At 64.1% G+C, this 19405-nt stretch carries 16 protein-coding genes and 1 pseudogene; 7 read left to right on the top strand and 10 right to left on the bottom strand.

Features of this window, described 5'->3' with window-relative positions; all coding sequences use genetic code 11:
- Positions 1-8: 8 nt before the first annotated feature.
- The gene (locus tag QFZ36_RS13055; protein WP_306637050.1) at positions 9-1565 is read right to left on the bottom strand and encodes an ABC transporter substrate-binding protein; all 1557 of its coding nucleotides are present in this window, start codon (positions 1563-1565) and stop codon (positions 9-11) included.
- Between the two features lie 219 nt (positions 1566-1784).
- On the opposite strand from QFZ36_RS13055, the gene QFZ36_RS13050 reads away from it, so the two are divergent.
- Positions 1785-3071 (top strand): glycoside hydrolase family 1 protein, encoded by a 1287-nt coding sequence (locus QFZ36_RS13050; protein WP_306637049.1) that lies wholly within the window; start codon positions 1785-1787, stop codon positions 3069-3071.
- Here QFZ36_RS13050 and QFZ36_RS13045 read toward each other — a convergent pair.
- The 4 genes from QFZ36_RS13045 to QFZ36_RS13030 form a co-directional block, all read right to left on the bottom strand.
- Complete coding sequence (locus tag QFZ36_RS13045) at positions 3046-3459, bottom strand: CBU_0592 family membrane protein (RefSeq protein ID WP_306637047.1); 414 nt, start codon at positions 3457-3459, stop codon at positions 3046-3048. The two genes, QFZ36_RS13050 and QFZ36_RS13045, sit on opposite strands and share 26 nt — an antisense overlap.
- Positions 3460-3770: 311 nt before the next feature.
- Entirely contained in the window at positions 3771-4958 is a 1188-nt protein-coding gene (gene xylA, locus QFZ36_RS13040; RefSeq protein ID WP_306637045.1) for a xylose isomerase, read from the bottom strand.
- A 112-nt stretch (positions 4959-5070) separates the two neighbouring features.
- Positions 5071-5766: a polysaccharide deacetylase family protein gene (locus tag QFZ36_RS13035; protein WP_306637043.1), complete on the bottom strand. Its 696-nt coding sequence runs from the start codon at positions 5764-5766 to the stop codon at positions 5071-5073.
- Positions 5767-5903: 137 nt separating this feature from the next.
- Positions 5904-6956, bottom strand: a complete 1053-nt coding sequence (locus QFZ36_RS13030; RefSeq protein WP_306637042.1) for a LacI family DNA-binding transcriptional regulator — start codon at positions 6954-6956, stop codon at positions 5904-5906.
- A 162-nt stretch (positions 6957-7118) separates the two neighbouring features.
- On the opposite strand from QFZ36_RS13030, the gene QFZ36_RS13025 reads away from it, so the two are divergent.
- Positions 7119-8285, top strand: a complete 1167-nt coding sequence (locus QFZ36_RS13025) for an endo-1,4-beta-xylanase (RefSeq protein ID WP_306637040.1) — start codon at positions 7119-7121, stop codon at positions 8283-8285.
- Between the two features lie 78 nt (positions 8286-8363).
- Here QFZ36_RS13025 and QFZ36_RS13020 read toward each other — a convergent pair whose 3' ends face one another.
- Together QFZ36_RS13020 and QFZ36_RS13015 are read right to left on the bottom strand one after the other, a co-directional pair.
- Positions 8364-9275: an aldose-1-epimerase gene (locus tag QFZ36_RS13020; protein WP_306637039.1), complete on the bottom strand. Its 912-nt coding sequence runs from the start codon at positions 9273-9275 to the stop codon at positions 8364-8366.
- A 33-nt stretch (positions 9276-9308) separates the two neighbouring features.
- Positions 9309-10331, bottom strand: coding sequence for a LacI family DNA-binding transcriptional regulator (locus QFZ36_RS13015; RefSeq protein WP_306637038.1), 1023 nt, complete (start codon positions 10329-10331; stop codon positions 9309-9311).
- Positions 10332-10470: 139 nt separating this feature from the next.
- Here QFZ36_RS13015 and QFZ36_RS13010 point away from each other — a divergent pair, with 139 nt between their 5' ends.
- The 5 genes from QFZ36_RS13010 to QFZ36_RS12990 all read left to right on the top strand — a co-directional run bounded on the left by QFZ36_RS13010 (position 10471) and on the right by QFZ36_RS12990 (position 16232).
- Complete coding sequence (locus QFZ36_RS13010; protein WP_306637037.1) at positions 10471-11769, top strand: extracellular solute-binding protein; 1299 nt, start codon at positions 10471-10473, stop codon at positions 11767-11769.
- 10 nt (positions 11770-11779) lie between these two features.
- Complete coding sequence (locus QFZ36_RS13005) at positions 11780-12733, top strand: carbohydrate ABC transporter permease (protein ID WP_306637035.1); 954 nt, start codon at positions 11780-11782, stop codon at positions 12731-12733.
- Entirely contained in the window at positions 12734-13552 is an 819-nt protein-coding gene (locus QFZ36_RS13000; protein WP_306637033.1) for a carbohydrate ABC transporter permease, read from the top strand.
- Between the two features lie 2 nt (positions 13553-13554).
- Positions 13555-15918, top strand: a complete 2364-nt coding sequence (locus tag QFZ36_RS12995) for a beta-xylosidase/alpha-l-arabinosidase (protein WP_306637031.1) — start codon at positions 13555-13557, stop codon at positions 15916-15918.
- 62 nt (positions 15919-15980) lie between these two features.
- Positions 15981-16232: a hypothetical protein gene (locus QFZ36_RS12990; protein WP_306637029.1), complete on the top strand. Its 252-nt coding sequence runs from the start codon at positions 15981-15983 to the stop codon at positions 16230-16232.
- On the opposite strand, the pseudogene QFZ36_RS12985 reads toward QFZ36_RS12990, so the two are convergent.
- From QFZ36_RS12985 to QFZ36_RS12975, 3 genes and pseudogenes are all read right to left on the bottom strand, one after another.
- Positions 16157-16832, bottom strand: a pseudogene (locus QFZ36_RS12985) (fumarylacetoacetate hydrolase family protein); the annotation flags it as partial. The gene QFZ36_RS12990 and the pseudogene QFZ36_RS12985 sit on opposite strands and share 76 nt — an antisense overlap.
- Before the next feature lie 15 nt (positions 16833-16847).
- Entirely contained in the window at positions 16848-18035 is a 1188-nt protein-coding gene (locus tag QFZ36_RS12980; RefSeq protein ID WP_306637027.1) for a mandelate racemase/muconate lactonizing enzyme family protein, read from the bottom strand.
- A 191-nt stretch (positions 18036-18226) separates the two neighbouring features.
- Positions 18227-19270, bottom strand: a complete 1044-nt coding sequence (locus tag QFZ36_RS12975) for a LacI family DNA-binding transcriptional regulator (RefSeq protein WP_306637026.1) — start codon at positions 19268-19270, stop codon at positions 18227-18229.
- Positions 19271-19405: the final 135 nt, after the last annotated feature.

Genomic DNA, 19405 nt, shown 5'->3' with positions numbered 1-19405 from the left:
TGCGGGTATTAGCTGGCCGGCTTGTAGGACGAGAGGAGCGGGTAGGCGTTGGTGCCGGCGAACTCCACCGGTGCCACCTTCTTGGTGTTGTAGCCCTGGTTGGTGAGGGCCTCGTACAGCGGGATCATCCAGCCGGATTCCACCAGCCGGGTGTTCAGCTTGGTGGCCGCGGCCTTGGCGGCGGCGTCATCCTTGGCGGCTGCGAGCTCGCCGGTGGCGGCGCTGAGCTGCTCATCGGTGGCCTTCTGCACGTTGGTGAAGCCGTTGAGGATGGCTCCGTACATCACGCCGACGGGGTTGTCCCAGTTCAGCGGCGCGTAACCCAGGGGTGTAGTGGCGACGGCGGCGAAGGCCTCGTCAGTGGAGGCGGCCATCTTCACGTTCATGGTGATTCCGACGGCGGCGAGGTCCTTCTGGACGGCCTGCAGGTCCGTCTGGGTCTGGGCACCGGCGATGATGGTGAAGTCGAAGCCGTTCGGGTATCCGGCTTCGGCCAGCAGGCTCTTGGCCTTGTCCGGGTTGTAGGCGAACTTGGTCTCAATGTCCTTGCTGAAGCCTGCGGAGTCCTTGGGCAGGGCGTTCCAGGCAGGGATGTCACCCTTGTGGAGCGCGTCCACCAGGGCCTGGCGGTTGATCGCGTACTGGATGGCCTGGCGGACCTTCTCCTCAGCGAACGCCGGGGCGGTCTTGCCGATCTTGTCGAAGGAGATCATGGTGTTGACGGTGCCGCCGATCTGGGTGACCCCCACGCCCTTGGACTTGGCGAAGTCAACGGTGTTCGAGGTCAGCATGGCGACGTCTGCCTGGCCGGACACCAGGGCGTTGGCCCGTGCCTGCGGGTCAAGGACCACGCTGAAGATGACCTTGTTGAAGGCGTACTTCGGCGCCTCCGGGCTCTTCTCGTTCTTCACCAGGACGTACTTGTTGCCCTTCACAGTGGAAGGATCCAGCGTGTAGGGGCCTGAGCCGTCCGGGGTGGCGGCGAGGCTTGCGGTGTCCGTGACGCCGTTCTTGCCGACAATCATGCCGGTAGTGGAGGCCAGGTTCTTCTCGAACCCGGGCTGCGCCTTGGCAAACGTCAGGGCCACCTGGGTGGGGCTGACGACATCCACGGAAGCGATCTCCTGGGCACCGCCCTTGGCGACGGCGGAATAGGCGCTGAGTGCGGGATCGGAGCGGCGGTCCAGGTTCGCCTTGACCAATTCGGCGTCGAGCTTGGACCCGTCGGTGAACGTCACACCCTCCTTCAGCGTGAGCGTCAGGACGGTGTTGTCGGCGTTGTAGCTGAACTCCTTGGCCAGGCCCGGACCTGCCGTACCGTCCGGCTGCAGCGTCATCAGGCTCTCGTAGAGGCCCTCGAAGAACTGCCGCTGTGCAGCGGAGACGCGCAACGGGTCAAAGCCGAACGATGCCGAGTCGCTGTCGATGGCGAGGGTCAGGGAGCTGGTGTCCGCTTTGGCGGTGGCCTGGCTGGAGCCGCCGCCGCACGCGGTCAGCGATCCCAGCAGGAGTGCTCCGGCCAGAACGGCGGAGCTCGCACGGGCGGTGGAGTTCAGGAGTTTCATGTAGTGCGCCTTTGCATTCTGATGTGTAACGGAGGAATGTCTTGGGGCTGGCTGCTCGCCGGCTCCCCACCAGCATCAGCCGGACGCCTTGGCCGCTCACATGAGAATGTCATTCATTGAAAAAGTATTGTGGCCCCGGTCACGCGGCAGGAAAGGATTGGAAGCCAGGGCAGAGAGGCCCCGTGCGCTGTTTTCAGGCGCTGAACGAAAGGAACCCACATGACCACCGAATCAGCATTCCCGCAGGATTTCCTCTGGGGCGTCGCCAGCGCCGGCCACCAGGTGGAGGGGAACAACGTCAACAGTGACACCTGGTTCCTGGAACACCTCCCGGGCAGCATGTTCTCCGAGCCGTCCGGGGATGCCGTGGACCACTATCACCGCTACCGCGAGGACATCGCCCTGATCGCCGGTTTGGGGTTCACCAGCTACCGCTTTTCCATCGAGTGGGCCCGCATCGAGCCGGAAGAGGGACTGTTCTCCCAGGCGGAGCTGGACCACTACCGACGCATGCTGGAGGCCTGCCACGAGCACGGCCTCACCCCCGTGGTCACGTTCCACCACTTCACGTCCCCGCGCTGGCTCCTCGCCGTCGGCGGCTGGGAAGGGTCCCGCACGGCTGAACTCTTTGGCCGCTACTGCGACCGGGTGATGGCTCACCTGGGCGACCTCATCGGCGTTGCCTGCACCTTGAACGAACCCAACCTGCCGTGGCTGCTGGAGTCCTTCGGCATCGGCGGTGAGGCGCCGGAGAACCGTGGTTCGGTTCCGGTGTGGGCCGCAGCCGCCGAGCGGCTGGGCGTGGATGCCAGCACAGTGGCCCCGTTCCAGTTCTGCTCCACGGAGGCCGCGTACGAGGTAAAGCTGGCGGCGCACCGCGCGGGCACCGCTGCCATCAAGGCACACCGGCCGGAACTCCTGGTGGGCTGGACGCTCGCCAACTCGGACATCCAGTCCATCGACGGCGGCGAGGAACTCGCCGACCAGGTGCGGCGCGACGTCAACGAGCGCTTCCTGGCGGCCTCCCGCGGAGACGACTTTGTGGGGATCCAGACCTACGGCCGCACCGTCTACGGCCCGAACGGGCACGCCCCTGCTGCGGAAGATGCGGTGACTAACCAGATGGGCGAGGAGATCTACCCGCAGGCCCTCGAGGCGACCATCCGGGAAGCCCACCGGATCGCCGGCATCCCGGTGATCGTCACCGAAAACGGGCTGTCCACCGAGGACGACACCCAGCGGGTGGAGTACCTCCGCGCCGCCGTGGACTGTGTGGCCTCCTGCCTGGCGGACGGCATCGACGTCCGCGGCTACATCGCCTGGACGGCTTTCGACAACTACGAATGGGTGTTCGGCTACGTACCGAAGTTTGGCCTCATCGCTGTGGACCGGGTAACCCAGGAACGGACGCCCAAGGAAAGCGCACACTGGCTGGGACGCCAGGCGCAGCTGCACGCGGCGGAGGCAGCCGGCGCCGAGGTCAGCAGGGCACCCCAGCCGGCCTGACCGCCGTCGTGCATTCCGTGGGCAGGCGGTGCCCGTCCGCCTCACCGTGAACAGAACCGGTGAGGACCTCAACAACGGCGAGCTGGCCGGTGGTGTCCGGAACGCCGGGGAATTGAACCTGCGGCTCCTCAGCCGGCACCACCGGCTGGGGAGCGGCCGAGCGCATGCGGAAAAGCGCGATGGCGGAGATGAGGAACCAGGCGACATTTGTCACCACGGAAGGCCAGGCCCCGTGGACTGTTCCGTTGATGATGAAGGCGACGGCGCCGAGCAGGTTTGCGGTCTGGAAGCCCTTGCCGGCCTTCAGCCAGCCCATGGAAACGGAGAGGTAGGCACTGAGGATCGCAACCGCGCCGGCCCAGCCGGCGATTTCCCACAGCAGTTCCATGGTGTCCTTTCAGGAGTGGTGCACGGCAGGGAGAAGCCGGGCAGGGGTGTTGACGAGGGTTATGCGGAGGTTTGGTTTTTTGCCGGAGTCCAGGGCTGGATCAGCTGGTTGGATCAGGCTTTGCCGGACAAACCGTTGACTCGAGCCCGGGGGGCGAGGACCTCGTTTGTTGGTCGGCGGGATAATCATACTCTGCGGCGGGAGCCTTTTAATCCGCGCACACAAAACGGGAATCCGGGTCGACCAGGGTCGATCCGGATTCCCGTTTATGCGTCCAGGCCCACAGGCACAGGGCGAAGGAATTTCTCCTGTCAGCGGGCGTTGAGGAGGTGTTCGATGGCGAGCTGGTTGAGGCGGACGAACGCGAAGGAGCGTTCGGCGGCCTTGTCGGCGTCGAAGTTCTCGAAGGCGGTGGTGTCTGCGAGCAGGTCCGCGGTGCTTTCACCGGCGGCGAGGGTGGGTTCACCGAGTTCGCCGACGCCGGAGGCTGCGAGGGCGGCCTGGACTTCGGGGTCGGCGCGGAAGGCCAGGGCGCGTTCCTTCAGGAGCAGGTAGGTGGCCATGTTGGCTTTGGCTGATTCCCAGACGCCGTCGTAGCCGTCGGTGCGGGAGGGTTTGTAGTCGAAGTGGCGGGGGCCTTCGTAGCGGGGGCCGCCGTTGGGGAAGCCGTTTTCGAGCAGGTCCACGGTGAAGAACGCGCTGGTCAGGTCGCCGTGGCCGAAGACCAGGTCCTGGTCGTACTTGATGCCGCGCTGGCCGTTGAGATCGATGTGGAAGAGCTTGCCGGACCAGAGGGCCTGGGCGATGCCGTGGGTGAAGTTCAGCCCGGCCATCTGCTCGTGCCCGGTTTCGGGGTTCAGGCCCACGATGTCGCCGTGCTCAAGCTGGGCGATGAACGCCAGGCCGTGGCCGACGGTGGGCAGGAAGATGTCGCCGCGGGGTTCGTTGGGCTTGGGCTCCAGGGCGATGCGCAGGTTGTAGCCCTTGTCCTTGATGTAGGCCGCTGCGGTGTCCACGCCTTCCTTCATCCGGTCCAGCGCGGCGGCGAGGTCCTTGGAGCCGTCGTATTCGCTGCCTTCGCGGCCGCCCCACATCACGAACGTCTCGGCGCCGAACTCTGCGGCGGAATCGATGTTGCGCAGCACCTTGGACAGGGCGAAGCGGCGGATGGAGCGGTCGTTGGAGGTGAACCCGCCGTCCTTGAAGACCGGGTGGCTGAACAGGTTGGTGGTCACCATGGGGACCTTCAGGCCGGTCTCGGCCAGGGCTGCCTTGAAGTTCTTCAGGATCAGGTCCCGCTCCGAAGCGGTGGCATCAAACGGGACCAGGTCATTGTCGTGGAAGGTGATGCCATAAGCGCCCAGCTCGGCCAGGCGGTGCACGGCCTCCACCGGGTCCAAGGCGGGACGGGTGGCGACGCCGAACGGGTCAGCACCGGTCCAGCCAACAGTCCAAAGACCGAAGGTGAACTTGTCGGCGGGGGTGGGGGAAAGAGTCATGATGCATCCTTGCAATGGGATTCGTGATGGCCTGCGGCCAATTAGTTTATGCTTTGAACTATATGAGGATGAGTGTTCGAAGGTCAAGAGCGGCTGCTGCCGGCGTGAAAAGTCAGCCCCGTCGGGCGGGCTTGTCGAAGCGCCACCCGTCGGACCGCAGTTCGGGAATGATCTGGTCCACTGCCTCAACGGTCTGGGTCCTGTCCCCGCCGCCGTCGTGCATCAACACAACACCTCCGGGCGTAATGCCTTCTTTCAGCCGCCGGACCAGCTCGGCCGTTCCCGGCGGTTCCCAGTCTCCGATGGCCGTGGCCCACCCCAGAGGCTGCATCCCCATGTCTGCAGCCACCTGCGGAGTCTGGCCCCAGCTTCCGTAAGGCGCCCGGAAGTAGTTGATCTCGGCCTCCGGAACCGCTTGGCGGATAGCGCCACTGGTCTCTTCAAGATCAGCCCTGATGGCCTCGGCGCTCCAGGCTCCCATGTCATCGTGGTGCATGGTGTGGTTGCACAACATGTGTCCCGCGTCCGCGATTTGCCGAACGATCTCCGGATACTGCTTTACGTGGTCCCCCCAGAGGCAGAAGGTTGCCTTAACGTGGTGCTTCTCAAGAACGGCCAGCAATTTGGGCGTGTTGACGGGGTCAGGGCCGTCGTCAAACGTCAGGCTCACGTATTTGCCCTCGTGCCGGGTGGAATCCACAATGGCGGTGGTTGTCTGGTCCGCCAAGGCGGGTGCAGCGCCGGCAAGGACAGCCGGGATGACCGCGCCCAATGCCAGCACGGTGGCAGAGACCGGCAATGCCGCCATGCGAAAAACTGCAGAGCGTTGGAATGGGAAATTCATGGCCACCTCGCTGTAGTCGCGGAAAATTTCCGGTACTTTCCGGAATGCGCTTCAGCGTAGGCTTGTGCGCGATGCCGCGTCAAGGGTGTGGAACGGCTGGATCAGGCCTGACGGGGGGCTGCCGTGCTCTCCCTGACGACGAGCCTGGTGGCCAGTTCCACGCGGGGGCTTGCGACGCCCTCGCCCTGCAGCATCCGAAGCACAGTGCGCGCGGCGAGCTTGCCCATCTCGGCGAGCGGCTGCCGGACGGTGGTCAGCGGAGGAGATGCCCAGCGGGCCTCCGGAAGGTCGTCAAAACCCAGAACGCTGATGTCCTCGGGCACGCGCAGGCCTTTCTTGCGCACAGCTTCATACACTCCCAGGGCCATCTGGTCACTGGCGGCGAAGACAGCAGTGACCGGCGCGGGCAGCTCCAGCAGGGCGGAACCGGCGCGGAACCCCGACTCGTAGTCGAAGTCGCCCTCAACCACCAGCTCTGGATCGAAAGGAATGCCGGCCGCATCAAGGCCTGCGCGATAGCCGTCCAAACGTGCCCTGCTGCACCACAGGCCGGGCACCCCGGCAACGAAACCGATCCGCCGGTGGCCGAGGCCGGTGAGATGCTCCGTCGCCCCCACGGCACCGGTCCAGTTGGTGGCGCCAATGGTGGGAACGTCCAGCTCCGGCACGCCTGCGGGGTCGATTACGACGGCGGGCACGTCCAGCCGCTGCAGTTCGGCCCGCAGGAAGGAATCCAGGTCCGTGGTGACGAGGATGGCGCCATCACTGGCCCTGGCGCTGACATTGTCAAGCCACTGCCGGGTGGACGTTGGATTTGCGCTCCGGTGGATAGCCGAGACCACAGTGGAAGCGCCGGCTTCATTGGCAGCTTCCTCCACGCCGCGGATGATTTCCACAGCCCAGGGGCTGTCCAGGTCATTGAAAACGAGGTCGATGAGCCCCGACCTTACAGAGGGACGGGCGCCGCGCCGCTGGTAGCCATGGTCCCGTAGCAGGGTTTCCACCCGCTCCCGGGTCCGGGGGGAAACGTCACCGCGGCCGTTAAGCACGCGTGACACGGTGGGCACCGACACACCCGCTTCGGCGGCAATTGCCGAAATTGTGATTGCCGGACGCTGGGCCTCGTGCACGCATTCCTCCTGGTTTCGCTGCAAGTTTACGCTCTCACGCTCGGCCCCGGAGCGAAACTTTTACCGAAACCCTTGACGCATGCTCCGGAATCTTCCTAATCTACAACGACTGCCTTCCGGAAAGTTCCGGAAGCGGTTCGGTCTGGCTTATCGGCCGATTACTCGTACCTCAAAGGAGAGCTCTCAATGAAGGTTGCCAAACTTGTCGCCGCCACCGTCCTGGCGTCGACGTTTGTCCTTCCCACGGCACTGCCGGCATTCGCAGACGCGAATGACCACTCGCAGCCACCTGGCCTTGCAAAACAGGACACCCTGCGCTGGGCCGCACCAAAGGACGTCAAGATAGGCACCGCAGTTGCCGGCGGCGGCCACCACGAAACCATGCCCTACCCCAACCCCTTCACCTATGACCAGCAGTACCGGGAGGTCCTGGCCGCGGAGTTCAGTTCCGTCTCACCGGAAAACCAGGCGAAGTGGGAATTCATCCACCCCCAGCGGGACCAGTACCGGTTCGCCGAGATGGATGCCATCGTTGAGTTCGCACAGCAGCACGGCCAGGTGGTTCGCGGCCACACCCTGTTCTGGCACAGCCAGAACCCGGCCTGGTTGGAGAACGGGGGCTTCAACAAGGAAGAACTCCGGTCCATCCTGAAGGACCACATCACCACCGTTGTTGGCCGTTACGCGGGCAAGATCCAGCAGTGGGACGTCGCCAACGAAATCTTCAACGGCGACGGCACCCTCAGGACCACAGACAACATCTGGATCCGCGAACTCGGGCCGGAGATCATCGCTGATGCCTTCCGCTGGGCCCACGAAGCAGACCCGAACGCCAAGCTCTTCTTCAACGACTACGGAGTGGAAAGCGTCAACGCGAAAAGCAACGCGTACCTGGCGCTCATTCCGAAGCTCCAGGCCGAGGGCGTCCAGGTGGACGGCTTCGCAGTGCAGGGACACCTCAGCACACGGTACGGCTTCCCCGGAGACCTGCAGGCCAACCTCCAGCGTTTCGACGATCTGGGACTGGAAACGTCCATCACCGAGATCGACGTACGGATGGACGTCCCGGCAGGAACCAAGCCCACCGCGGCACAACTGGAGAAACAGGCCACCTACTACCAGCGGGCCCTCGAAGCTTGCCTGAATGTGGAGGACTGCAAGTCCTTCACTATCTGGGGCTTCAACGACAAGTACTCCTGGGTTCCCGTCTTCTTCGCCCAGGAGGGCGAGGCAACCGTGATGTGGGAGGACTACACCCGCAAGCCGTCGTACTACGCGCTGCAGTCCACCCTCCTCAAGGCAACCCCGGGTGGAGAGCAGCGCGACGTCCACCACCCCGCCTACCAGCAGTAACAAACTTCCCCGAATACTGACAAAGCGGCCCGGAACCAGTTTTGAACTGGTTCCGGGCCGCTTTACTGCCTCCTGCTGCTAGCCCTGCACGGCGTGGATGCGGTAGGTGAGGGAGTGCGACCCGCCGGGTTTGAGGACAACCAGGTCCTGGCCTGAATTAAAGGCATCCGGCGGGCAGGTCATGGGCTCAACAGCGAGCCCCCTCCGGCCGCGCAGCTCTCCGGAGTAGAGCTGCATCCATGGCGCCTGGGTACCCGTGGATTCCACGACTGCCGAAAGCTCGAGGGCGGGGTTGCGCAGGGTGACGTCCCATCTGCCCGCCGGCAAGTCCGTGAAAGCGTGATCGAGCGACTGCCCCGCCAGTACCCGGGGCTGCGAGAAGTCGAAGTCCGTATCCGGAGTTTCCAGGAGCTCAGTGGGCTGAAGCTTTTCGTCTGTCTGGAGAACCTTGCCGGCCCGGAAACTCAATTCACAGGTGGAGATGTCCTCACCACCCACGGTGATGTAGGGGTGGGAGCCAGTGCCGTAAGGCGCCTCCGCGGTGCCACAGTTCATGGCACCGAGCTCTACATGCAACCCGGTGTCTGCATCCAGTGCGTAACGGGCCGAGAGCGCGAGCTGGAACGGATAACCCGGCTCTCCGTGCAGCAAATGCGTGAGCACCACCTCAGAATCCCCGCGCCGCTCCACCTGCCATCCGCTCCACAGCGCAAGCCCATGCAGGGCACTGCCGGTGGCTGCCTCGTTCACCGGCAGCTCGTAACGCTGCCCGTTAAAGCTGTAGGCGCCGGAGGCAACCCGGTTGGGCCACGGCATAAGCACCTTCCCTGCATACGCCGGGGGCAGTTCATCCGCCGGGAAGGGCAGGATAATGTCATGGCCCCGGAAGGAGAGACTCACCAGTCCCGCTCCGACGCTGGCGACAGTTGCCTCGTAGTCTCCCGCCCGGAGGACGGTCAGCTCTCCGTTGGGCCCGGCAATGGATGACATGGCATTCCTTTCAGGAAGGTGGTGCCCCGACCATCAGTCGGGGCAGATGGCAGTGCTTTGGCGGACCACAAGCGACGTTGCGAGGTCGAGGCGCAGGTTGTTCGGCCGCTCCCCGTCCTGCAGGCGCAGGACCATCCGCGCGGCTTCCTCAGCCATTTCTATCAGCGGCTGGTGGACGGTGGTCAGCGCCGGGCTGGACCAGCGGGCCACCTGGAGATCGTCATATCCCACAATGGACAGCCTGGCCGGGACAGGAATCCCCAGTTGGCGCGCGGCGTCAAGCACTCCAAGGGCCTGCAGGTCACTGCCGGCGAAAATGGCGGTTGGCGGGTGCTCCATCTGCAGCAGCTCAAGCGCATTGCTCCGGCCTCCGTCCACCCGGAAGTCGCCGTACCGGATCAGGGTCCGGTCGATGGGAATGCCGGCCGTATTCAGAGCGGAACTGTAGCCGTCAATCCGTGCCAGTGAACACATCATGTCCTCAGGCCCGGAAATGGCGGCAATGCGGGTATGGCCAAGTTCAATCAGGTGGCGCGTTGCCATCATGCCGCCGGCCCAGTTGGCCGAACCAACCGAAGGCACATCGGGGGCGGGGTCGCCTGCGGGATCGATGATAACGAAGGGAATGGAGCGGGCGTCCAGCTGTTGCCGGTACTCCTGCGGCAGATCAGAAAAGACCAGGACCACTCCCGCAGGCCGGCGCGCCATCACGCCCTCCACCCAATCCGCTCCGGGCGCGTGCCTGGTGCCGCTCTCAGTGAGAATGACGCTCAAGCCGTTTGCCTTCGCGACATTTTCGACGCCGCGGATGATCTCCAGCGCCCAGGCACTTTCGAGCTCATGAAAGACAAGCTCCAGGAGTGCTGACTTAGACGCCGACGTCTTTCGCCGCTTATAGCCGTGCTCCTCAAGGAGCTCCTCAACTTTCGAACGTGTTTTACGAGAAACGTCGGAGCGTCCGTTGAGAACCTTCGAAATAGTGGACAGCGATACGCCCGCCTCCTCCGCCAGTTGGGCGAGGGTAACGCGCGCGTCGGACGATACAGGGCTGGACATGAGGACCAGCATAGCCGGAGTTTGGCACGTTGGCGTCGAGGATTGTCTCGCCTTGCGCCCTCCGTGTAACGCAACTTACACTGGCAGGCATCACATAACTTTCGATCAAAATATCGAAACTTTCGAGAGGCGTTCGAAGATGAACAAGCACGGATGGGTCGCCCGCGGCATTGCCGGCGGTGCGGCTCTTGCCCTTGGCCTGACGATGGCCGGTTGCTCTGGCGGGTCCGGCGCGTCGAGCCGGCCTGAGAACGAAATCCACGTTGCCATGTACGGCGATGCAGGCAACACAGTAGAACAGAAGATGATTGACGCCTTCAACGCCACCTCCCAGGTGAAGGTGGTCCTCGATAAGATCCCGGGCGCAGAGTACCAGTCGAAGCTGCAGACGATCATTGACACCCCCACCGCACCTGACATCTTCTTCAACTGGGGCGGCGGCAGCATTAAGAGTTTTGTCGATGCCGACCTGGTTCTTCCTTTGGACGACTTCGTTAAGGAAGATCCCCAACTGAAGGATGCCTTCCTGCCCTCGGTGTTCGAAAAAGCGGTTATCGACGGCAAAGCATATGGCGTTCCCATGCGCGGAACACAGCCCGTCATGCTCTTCAACAACTCAAAGGTCCTCGCCGACGCGGGAATCGCCGCGCCTCCGGCCACCTGGGAGGAACTGCTGGCGGACGTGAAGATCCTCAAGGACAAGGGCATCACGCCTATCGCCCTGGGTGCCGGCGACCGGTGGCCCACGCTGATGTGGTTTGAGTACATCTACGACCGCGTCGCAGGCGAAGGCCTGTTCCAGAAGGCGCTGCAGGGCGACACAGGCGTCTGGGCATCTCCGGAAAGCCGGAAAGCCCTCGGCATGCTTCGCGAACTGGTTGATGCAGGTGCCTTCGGCACCAACTTCGACTCCGTGAAGTTCACCGACGGCGGAGCGCCTGCCCTGCTGGCCAGCGGCAAGGCGGGCTTTGAACTCATGGGGTCCTGGGAGTACTCCACGCAGCAGAGCAACAATGCAGCGTTCGCGGCCGACGTCCTTGGCTACAGCGAGTTCCCAAAGATCGAGGGCGGGATTGGCGACGCGAACAACCTGGTAGGCAACCCGAACAACTTCTACTCGATCAACAAGAACACGCGCTACCCGGAAGCAGCCCGCGATTTCCTGAAGCTCATGTACTCGGACCAGTTTGTCCAGGAGCAGGTAGCCATTGGAAACCTGCCCACCACCACCAACACAGAGAAGTTCCTGGACAAGGCAGCAGATCCTGAATACGCCAAGTACCAGTTCAACCTGGTGAAAGAGGCTCCATCCTTCCAGCTTTCGTGGGACCAGGCGTACCCGCCGGAAGCAACCGTAACCATCCTTACCGCCGTCTCGCAGTTCTTCAGCGGACAGATCGATGAAGACGGCTTCATCAAGGCCATGCAGAGCCTCTAGGAAAATAACCATGACGACGACGCTTGCAAAACGCAGGCGCCCGGCACGTGCGGGCGGCCCCCAACAGGGCCGCCCGGCAGGCCGGAGCGGCTCCTCCGCGAGCCGCCCCGGCTTTGTCTGGGCCCTTCCTGCCAGCATTTTCTTTGGACTCTTCGCGCTGGTCCCGCTGATCGCGGTGGCCGTGCTGTCCTTCACCCGGTGGAGCGGCCTCGGCGACCCTAAATTCGTGGGGCTGAAGAACTGGGAAGCCCTCTTCGCAGACCCGGTCATGCTTCAAAGCCTCTGGCTCAGCCTGCTCTTCATTGTGCTCGGCATCGTCACCCAGACTCCGCTGAGCATCCTGCTGGGCGTCTGGGCGGCCGGCAATCAAAAAAACCGCGCCATCCTGAGCGCCATCTACTTCGTTCCCCTGCTCCTGTCCTCGGCTGCGATTTCCGTCCTGTGGCGGGCCCTGCTCGACCCCAACTTCGGAATCCCCGGCCAGATGTCCTGGCTGTTTGGGGACGGGAACGTCCTGGGCAGCCAGAACGGTGCCATTGCGGTACTGATCTTCGTGGGCATGTGGCAGTTCACGCCGTTCCATACCCTGATTTACCAGGGAGCTGCTCGGCAGATCCCCCCGGTTCTGTACCAGGCCGCGTCCATCGACGGCGCCGGGACCGTCAGGCAGTTCGTCAGCATCACGCTGCCGCAGCTGAAGAACAGCATCATCACATCTGTGATCCTCATGGTGGTGGGCGGCCTGACCACCTTTGAAACAGTCCTCATCCTGACCAACGGCGGACCGGGAACCGGCACCACCATCACTGCTTTCCACATGTACCAGGAAGCGTTCCGCCGGTTCGATTTCGGCACCGGCAGCGCAATTGCGCTCGTACTCGTCGTCATCTCCACCGCAATCTCCTTCGCGGTGGTGCGCGTTTCCGGATACGACAAAATGCGCAGTTCCATGGAGGGGCTCTAAATGAAAACGCGTCCGAATTACCTTGCCGGCATCGGCGCCTTCATCTGGCTGGCCATCGTCGCTGTTCCGCTGTACGTCATGCTGTCCGCGACCTTCCAGACCCGCGCCGAGTTCGGCGACAACGGGCCGCTGTCGTTCCCCACCAGCTTCACGCTGCAGAACTACGTGGATGCCATCACCAGCGGCTTTGGCCGGTACTTCGTGAACACCATCATCGTTACCGCCGGGGTTGTCGGCCTGGTGCTGCTCCTGGTTCCCCCGTTGAGCTACGCCATTGTCCGGAGCGAGAGCCGCGCCGCCACGGCCATCTTCCGCCTGTTCCTGCTTGGCCTGGCGATTCCCGCCCAGGCAGTCATCGTTCCGGTGTTCTACCTGATCAATACCGTGGGCCTCTATGACAACCTGCTCGGCGTCATCCTCCCGACGGCTGCTTTCGCACTCCCCATCTGCACGATCATCCTCAGCGGCACCATGCGGGACATCACTCCTGAACTTTATGAGGCCATGGCCATGGACGGCGCCTCCCCCGCCCGTTCCTTCCTGCGCCTGGTACTGCCGCTGTCCAAGGGTGGCCTGTCCACCATCGCCGTGTTCTCCGCGCTCCAGGCGTGGAACGGCTTCCTCTTCCCACTGATCCTGACCCAGTCCGAATCCACGCGTGTGGTCACGCTGGGCCTGTTCAACTTCCAGACACAGTTCGGCATCAACATCCCCGGACTCCTGGCGGCCGTGACGCTTTCCATGGTGCCGGTACTGCTCGCCTACCTCTTCGCGCGCCGCGCGCTAGTCCAGGGCCTTATGGGCGCTGGCGGAAAGTAATCATGACAGAAACAACAACCCACAGCGCTCCCTGGCGCAGCACCGCCTCCACCCCGCAAGAGCGCGCCGACAGCCTCATTGCAGCCATGACACTGCGGGAGAAGACCGCGCAGCTCTATGGAGTGTGGGTGGGGGCTTCCAGTGAGGGCGGCGAAGTAGCGCCGCACCAGAATGAGATGAACCCGGACGTGGACCTCGACCAGATCCTGCCCGACGGCCTGGGACAGCTCACCAGGCCGTTCGGAACCGCGCCGGTGGACCCGGCACTGGGCGCCCTGTCCCTGCAGCGGACCCAGCAGCGCATTGCCGCGGCCAACCGCTTCGGCATCCCGGCCCTGGTCCACGAGGAATGCCTCGCAGGCTTCGCTACGTGGCAGGCCACCGCCTACCCCGTACCCCTGGCATGGGGTGCCACCTTCAACGCTGACCTCATCCGGACGATGGGGGCTGCGATAGGGGCCGACATGCGTTCACTTGGCGTGCATCAGGGCCTCGCCCCTGTCCTGGACGTGGTCCGCGACGCGCGCTGGGGCCGGGTGGAGGAAACCATCGGCGAGGATCCCTACCTGATCGGAACACTGGCAACCGCCTACATCCAGGGCCTGGAAAGCAGCGGTATCGTGGCCACGCTGAAGCACTTTGTGGGCTATTCGGCCTCCAAGGCAGGCCGGAACCTTGCCCCGGTTTCCGTTGGCGCCCGGGAACTGGCAGACGTCCTGCTTCCGCCCTTCGAGATGGCTGTCCGCGAGTCCGGCGTCCGCTCCGTGATGCACGCCTACACGGACCTGGACGGCGTCCCCACCGCTGCAGACGCATCGCTGCTGACCGATCTCCTGCGCAACACCTGGGGATTCAGCGGAACGGTGGTGGCCGACTACTTCGGCGTCGCCTTCCTCAAGAACCTTCACGGGATCGCCGGTTCCCTGGGTCAGGCCGCAGCAGCCGCCTTGGCCGCGGGCGTCGACGTCGAACTTCCCACAGTGCACGCGTTCGGCGAGCACCTCATCACCGAAGTCGAGGCCGGCCGCGTCCCTGTCGACCTCATTGACCGCGCCCTGCGCCGGGTGCTTGTGCAGAAAATCGAACTGGGCCTGCTGGACGAGGACTGGTCTGCTGTTCCGCCTGCCCTGCAGAACGTAGATCCGCGCAGCACTGCGGGCTTGGAAGGCAGCATCAACCTGGACTCCGAGGCCAACCGGAAGCTTGCCGCCCGGATTGCCGAACAATCCATCATCCTGGCCAGCAACAACGGGATCCTGCCGCTGCTCAATCCCGGCCGGATCGCCGTCGTCGGACCCAACGCGGACAACACGCAGGCATTCCTCGGCTGCTACTCCTTCCCGGCACACGTCGGCGGGCAGCACCCCGACGTCCCGGTTGGCATTGAGCTGCCCACCGTGGCCCAGGCCCTGCGGGCCGAATTCCCCGAAAGCGCCATCACGGTGACCGCCGGCTGCACCATTGACGGCGCTTCCACCGAAGGATTCGACGACGCCGTTGCTGCCGCCACCGCCGCCGACGTCGTCATCGCCGTTCTGGGCGACCGCGCCGGCCTGTTTGGCAGGGGAACCAGCGGTGAAGGCTGCGACGTGGAATCCCTGGTGCTTCCGGGCGCCCAGCAGCAACTGCTGGACCGGCTGATCGAAACCGGCGTGCCAGTGGTGCTGGTACTCCTGACTGGCCGTCCCTATGCGGTGGGATCTGCCGTCGAAAATGCCGCCGCCATAGTGCAGGCATTCTTCCCGGGCGAGGAAGGCGGCCAGGCGGTGGCGAAGATCCTCAGCGGCAGCGTCAACCCCAGCGGACGGCTGCCGGTGAGCATTCCGGCCAGGCCGGGCGCGCAGCCGTCAACCTACCTGGCTCCCCCGCTGGCCCAGGCCAGCAGCGTCTCCAACATCGATCCTGCCGCCGCTTTCCCCTTCGGCCATGGCCTCAGCTACACCACCTTCCAATGGGGCGGCCTGGCACTGGAGGGGGCGTCGACAGTTGCAGTGGACGGCGCCGCAAAGGCAAGCATCACCGTGACAAACACCGGTGACCGGGCCGGCGTCGAACTTGTCCAGCTGTACCTGCACGATCCGGTGGCCTCAGTGGTCCGCCCCGTGCAGAAACTGGTGGGCTATGCCCGTGTGCCGCTCGAGCCTAAAGCTTCGGCGCGGGTTTCCTTCACGGTGCCCGCCGACGTCACATCATTCACCGGCCGGGATGGCAAGCGGATCGTTGAGGCCGGTGACCTGGAACTGCGCTTCGGAGCTTCCAGCGGGGACATCCGCCTTACCGCCAGCATCACCCTTACCGGTGAAACGCGGATCGTCGACCACACCCGCAGCCTGCACTGCCGCGTCATGGTGGCAGCAGGCAACTAAGCCCACAGACTGGGGGCCGTGCGTAAACCGCACGGCCCCCTGCAGGCCCTGAAAGGAATTCCATGGGAACACCGCACTGCCTGGCGATCGTGGCCACGACCAGGTCTGAGGCTGATGAGAAGCTGAACTCCTCCATCCAACGGCTTCTGGCCCTGGCCCAGGAAAACCCCGTACGGGGCATCCTCGTCACCAAGCACGGCCCGGGCCGCTTTACCGTCGAACTGAACGATCAGGTCCCTTACGGGGAGACGTGGGAATCCCTGCGGTTCACGGCCCTTGATGGGGAGTCCCACGTCTCCAGCTCCGTCAGGTAGTTGAAGAAGGCCGTGGTCCCGAAGGTCCAAGGCTCCATGTCCTCGGTCTTCTGAGTCCGGTTGATCAATGCCCCGAGCTGCGGGCTGCTAATGCGGGCCAGGCTGTTGCGGCCCTCCAGCCGGTAGCCGTCCGTGCCTTCCACGGTGAGGGTGATTTCCTCCGTCCGCAGGGACTCCAGGGTGAAATCCTCGTGGAAGAGCCGGATCAGGGGGCCGATGGCACAGGATGCGTTGTTGTCCTTGGCCATGCAGAGGAGGAGTGCCCTGCGCCCCTCCACGTCCCGGAGGTTGGCGTCGTTCCCCAAGGTTGCGCCCCGAACCTTTCCGGCTGAGTCGGCAAAGAGCACCAGTTCAGGCTCGGGGTTGTTCCACGAGGAGAAGCCCGGGATGCCTACGCCGGACCAAAGCCCACGGAGGACAGCGCGGGGGCTTTAGTGAACACTTCGGGGTCGGGGCCCAGGCCCACCTCAAGGTACTGCGACCACATCCCCTCGGCCGACAGCACCTTCTTGACCTCGGGCGCCTCCTCCGAGCCGGGGCGAAGGGTATCCAGGCTTCCCCCAGGGCCTCGCCGACGGTTCTGCGGACTTGCGCCGCCCGATGTGATCATCGTGTTCAGCTGACGTGCGTGCGCTCGAGGTTGAAGTAGGAGCGGGCGTCCGGCGGCCGGATGTCTGCGACGACGTCACTGAAGATCCGCATCGGGTGCGGTGTATATGGGTGCTCCGCGATGGCGTCGAAGTTGAGTTCAATGCCCAGCCCGATCCCTTCGGGAATGAGGACGTCGCCCTCGTCGGTCAGCTGCAGGCGCTCGCTCGAGATCTCACTCCGCCAAGGCACGTCCGTGGCCATGATTTCCAGGTACCGGAAGTTGGGCAGCATGGCGCCCAACTGCAGGGTTGCGGCGGTACTGAGCGGACCGCTCGGGTTGTGGGGGGCGAACGGAATATAATGAGCTGCGGCGAGCGTGGAGATGAAGGACAGTTCCAGCAGGCCGCCGGCGTGGGTGACGTCGGGCTGGATGTAGTCCACTGCCTTCCGGGAGAGGGCGGGAACGAAGGTGTTCCGTCCCATCCACCGTTCGCCCGCAGCGATGGCTACTGGAGACTTCGATCGTATTTCCAGGAGGGAATCTATTCCGTCCGGCGGGCACGGCTCCTCGAAGAACACCGGCTGGAACTGCTCGATCTCCCGGGCGACCCGGATGGCTGTCGGGACGTCGAACCGGCCATGTCCTTCAATGAAGATCTCAACGTCATCGCCCACGGCCTCCCGCACGGCGGCAACGGGCTCAAGCATGCGCCGCAGGTCCCGCGGCTCCAGGGTAAGGTCCGCCGCCTCGAACGGGTCCCACTTGAGTCCCCGGAAGCCTTGGGCAACCGTCTGTACTGCTGCCTCGGCAAATTCTTCCGGTTTTTTGGCCCCGGAAAACCAGCCGTTGGCGTAAGCGCGGACCCTGTCGCGGACCTGTCCGCCCAGCATGCGGTGGACAGGGACACCCAGGGCGCGGGCCGAAACATCCCACATGGCCATTTCAAGGGCACTGAGAGCCGTCATTGACACAGGCCCGCCGCGCCAATAGGCGTCGCGGTTGAGTTCGTAAATGGTTTGGCTGATCCTTGTTGGGTCCTTGCCGCGGACGGCGTCGGCGAGGATGGCGACGGCGCCGCGGACCGCGTGCTCCTGGCCTTCGAGGGTTGCCTCTGCGATGCCGGTGAGGCCCGAGTCGGTGCTCAGCCGGACGAAAATGAGGTTTGTCCGGTAGAAGTCGACGACAACAGTGTCGAGGTTGGTGATTTTCATAGGTGGAGGTGTCATCCCTTAACAGCGCCCGTGGTCATCCCGCTGACGACATAACGTTGTGCGAACAGATAGAAGCCGACGGCCGAGAGGGTGAACAGGAGTCCGACGGCCATGATGCTTTGAAGAGCCGATCGGCAGCCCGGGCATCAGTACTGCGGAATCGGCCGCGCGATAGGACTCCACGCCACAGCTCAGCTTGCGGGAGCCGCCGTCGAGCCCCGCACGATCAGCTGGGTGGCCAGTTCTACGCGGTGGGAATCGAGGATTTCCCCCCGCGCCTGGCGAAGGAGTGACCGCAACGCTGCCCGCCCCATCTCCTCCAATGGCTGGGCGACCGAACTGAGCGAGGGGACGGATTCCTCACCCTGCCTTGTCCCGTCAAAGCCAATCAGGCTGATGTCTTCCGGAACCCGGATGCCATGGCGTCCGGCTTCGGCAAGAACACCCATGGCAATCGCGTCGCTTGCGGCAAAGATCGCGCTGGGAAGCTGGTCCAGTTGCAGCAGAGCCTGGAGTCCGGCAACCCCGCTCTCCCTGCGGAACCTGCCGCCGGAAATGATGTACCGGGGGTCCACCGTGATGCCGCGGGCCATCAGGGCGGCCATGTAGCCGTGCAGCCGTGCCTGGTTGCATTCAGCCTTCTCGATGCCGCCGATGTAGGCGATGCGCCGATGCCCCAAATCCAGCAGATGTTCGGTGGCGGCCTTGCCGCCGGCCCAGTTGGTGGCTCCTACGCTGACTACATCCGCTGACGGCGGGTTGAGGGGGTCGATAACGACGACGGGAATCTTGCGGCGCCGGAACGCCTGCAGCTGCGCCTCGCTGAAAGCCGACGTCACCACGATCATCCCCGCCCTGCCTTCGTCCAGCATGCGCTGGGCGCGGCGCTCCGGACTGCGCAGGTTGGAAAGTGCCGGGCCAGTGACACTGACCAGGATCTCAACGTCGGCTGCTGCGGCGAACTGCAGTATCCCGTTGAGGACTTCAATCATGTAGGCGGAGTCAAGAACGTCGATGACTACCTCCACCACCGTGCCCGTCTCTGCGGCGGAGCGCCGCTGCAGGGGGGATTGATACCCCGCCTGCTCCAGTGCCGCGAGCACGCGGGCCCGCGTTTCCGCAGACACGTCTTCGCGGCCATTAACCACCTTCGAGACCGTCGGCGCCGACACTCCCGCCTGCCGCGCCACCATGGCCAGGGTCGGCTTGGGCCGCTGGGAGATCTTCGTTGCCATCAGAGTTCGCAATCTTTTCGAATGTTTCGGAGATCTCATTCTCTAGAACGCCGCGCCATATGGTCAAGCACTTTCGGAATGGACGGAAAATCTCACAACTTCCCCTTGACGCCAAGCAAACATGGGCTTTAGTTT

This window comes from Pseudarthrobacter siccitolerans (assembly GCF_030823375.1).
GTDB lineage: Bacteria > Actinomycetota > Actinomycetes > Actinomycetales > Micrococcaceae > Arthrobacter > Arthrobacter siccitolerans_A.
The sequence above is the reverse complement of the archived record's forward strand: the minus strand, read 5'-3'. Positions and strand labels throughout refer to the sequence as shown.

Excerpts from the sequence above, each read along its gene's own strand:
- QFZ36_RS13055 (WP_306637050.1), bottom strand. The coding sequence starts at position 1,565 with ATGAAACTCCTGAACTCCACCGCCCGTGCGAGCTCCGCCGTTCTGGCC.
- QFZ36_RS13050 (WP_306637049.1), top strand. The coding sequence starts at position 1,785 with ATGACCACCGAATCAGCATTCCCGCAGGATTTCCTCTGGGGCGTCGCC.
- QFZ36_RS13045 (WP_306637047.1), bottom strand. The coding sequence starts at position 3,459 with ATGGAACTGCTGTGGGAAATCGCCGGCTGGGCCGGCGCGGTTGCGATC.
- xylA (WP_306637045.1), bottom strand. The coding sequence starts at position 4,958 with ATGACTCTTTCCCCCACCCCCGCCGACAAGTTCACCTTCGGTCTTTGG.
- QFZ36_RS13035 (WP_306637043.1), bottom strand. The coding sequence starts at position 5,766 with ATGGCGGCATTGCCGGTCTCTGCCACCGTGCTGGCATTGGGCGCGGTC.
- QFZ36_RS13025 (WP_306637040.1), top strand. The coding sequence starts at position 7,119 with ATGAAGGTTGCCAAACTTGTCGCCGCCACCGTCCTGGCGTCGACGTTT.
- QFZ36_RS13020 (WP_306637039.1), bottom strand. The coding sequence starts at position 9,275 with ATGTCATCCATTGCCGGGCCCAACGGAGAGCTGACCGTCCTCCGGGCG.
- QFZ36_RS13015 (WP_306637038.1), bottom strand. The coding sequence starts at position 10,331 with ATGTCCAGCCCTGTATCGTCCGACGCGCGCGTTACCCTCGCCCAACTG.
- QFZ36_RS13010 (WP_306637037.1), top strand. The coding sequence starts at position 10,471 with ATGAACAAGCACGGATGGGTCGCCCGCGGCATTGCCGGCGGTGCGGCT.
- QFZ36_RS13005 (WP_306637035.1), top strand. The coding sequence starts at position 11,780 with ATGACGACGACGCTTGCAAAACGCAGGCGCCCGGCACGTGCGGGCGGC.
- QFZ36_RS13000 (WP_306637033.1), top strand. The coding sequence starts at position 12,734 with ATGAAAACGCGTCCGAATTACCTTGCCGGCATCGGCGCCTTCATCTGG.
- QFZ36_RS12995 (WP_306637031.1), top strand. The coding sequence starts at position 13,555 with ATGACAGAAACAACAACCCACAGCGCTCCCTGGCGCAGCACCGCCTCC.
- QFZ36_RS12990 (WP_306637029.1), top strand. The coding sequence starts at position 15,981 with ATGGGAACACCGCACTGCCTGGCGATCGTGGCCACGACCAGGTCTGAG.
- QFZ36_RS12980 (WP_306637027.1), bottom strand. The coding sequence starts at position 18,035 with ATGAAAATCACCAACCTCGACACTGTTGTCGTCGACTTCTACCGGACA.
- QFZ36_RS12975 (WP_306637026.1), bottom strand. The coding sequence starts at position 19,270 with ATGGCAACGAAGATCTCCCAGCGGCCCAAGCCGACCCTGGCCATGGTG.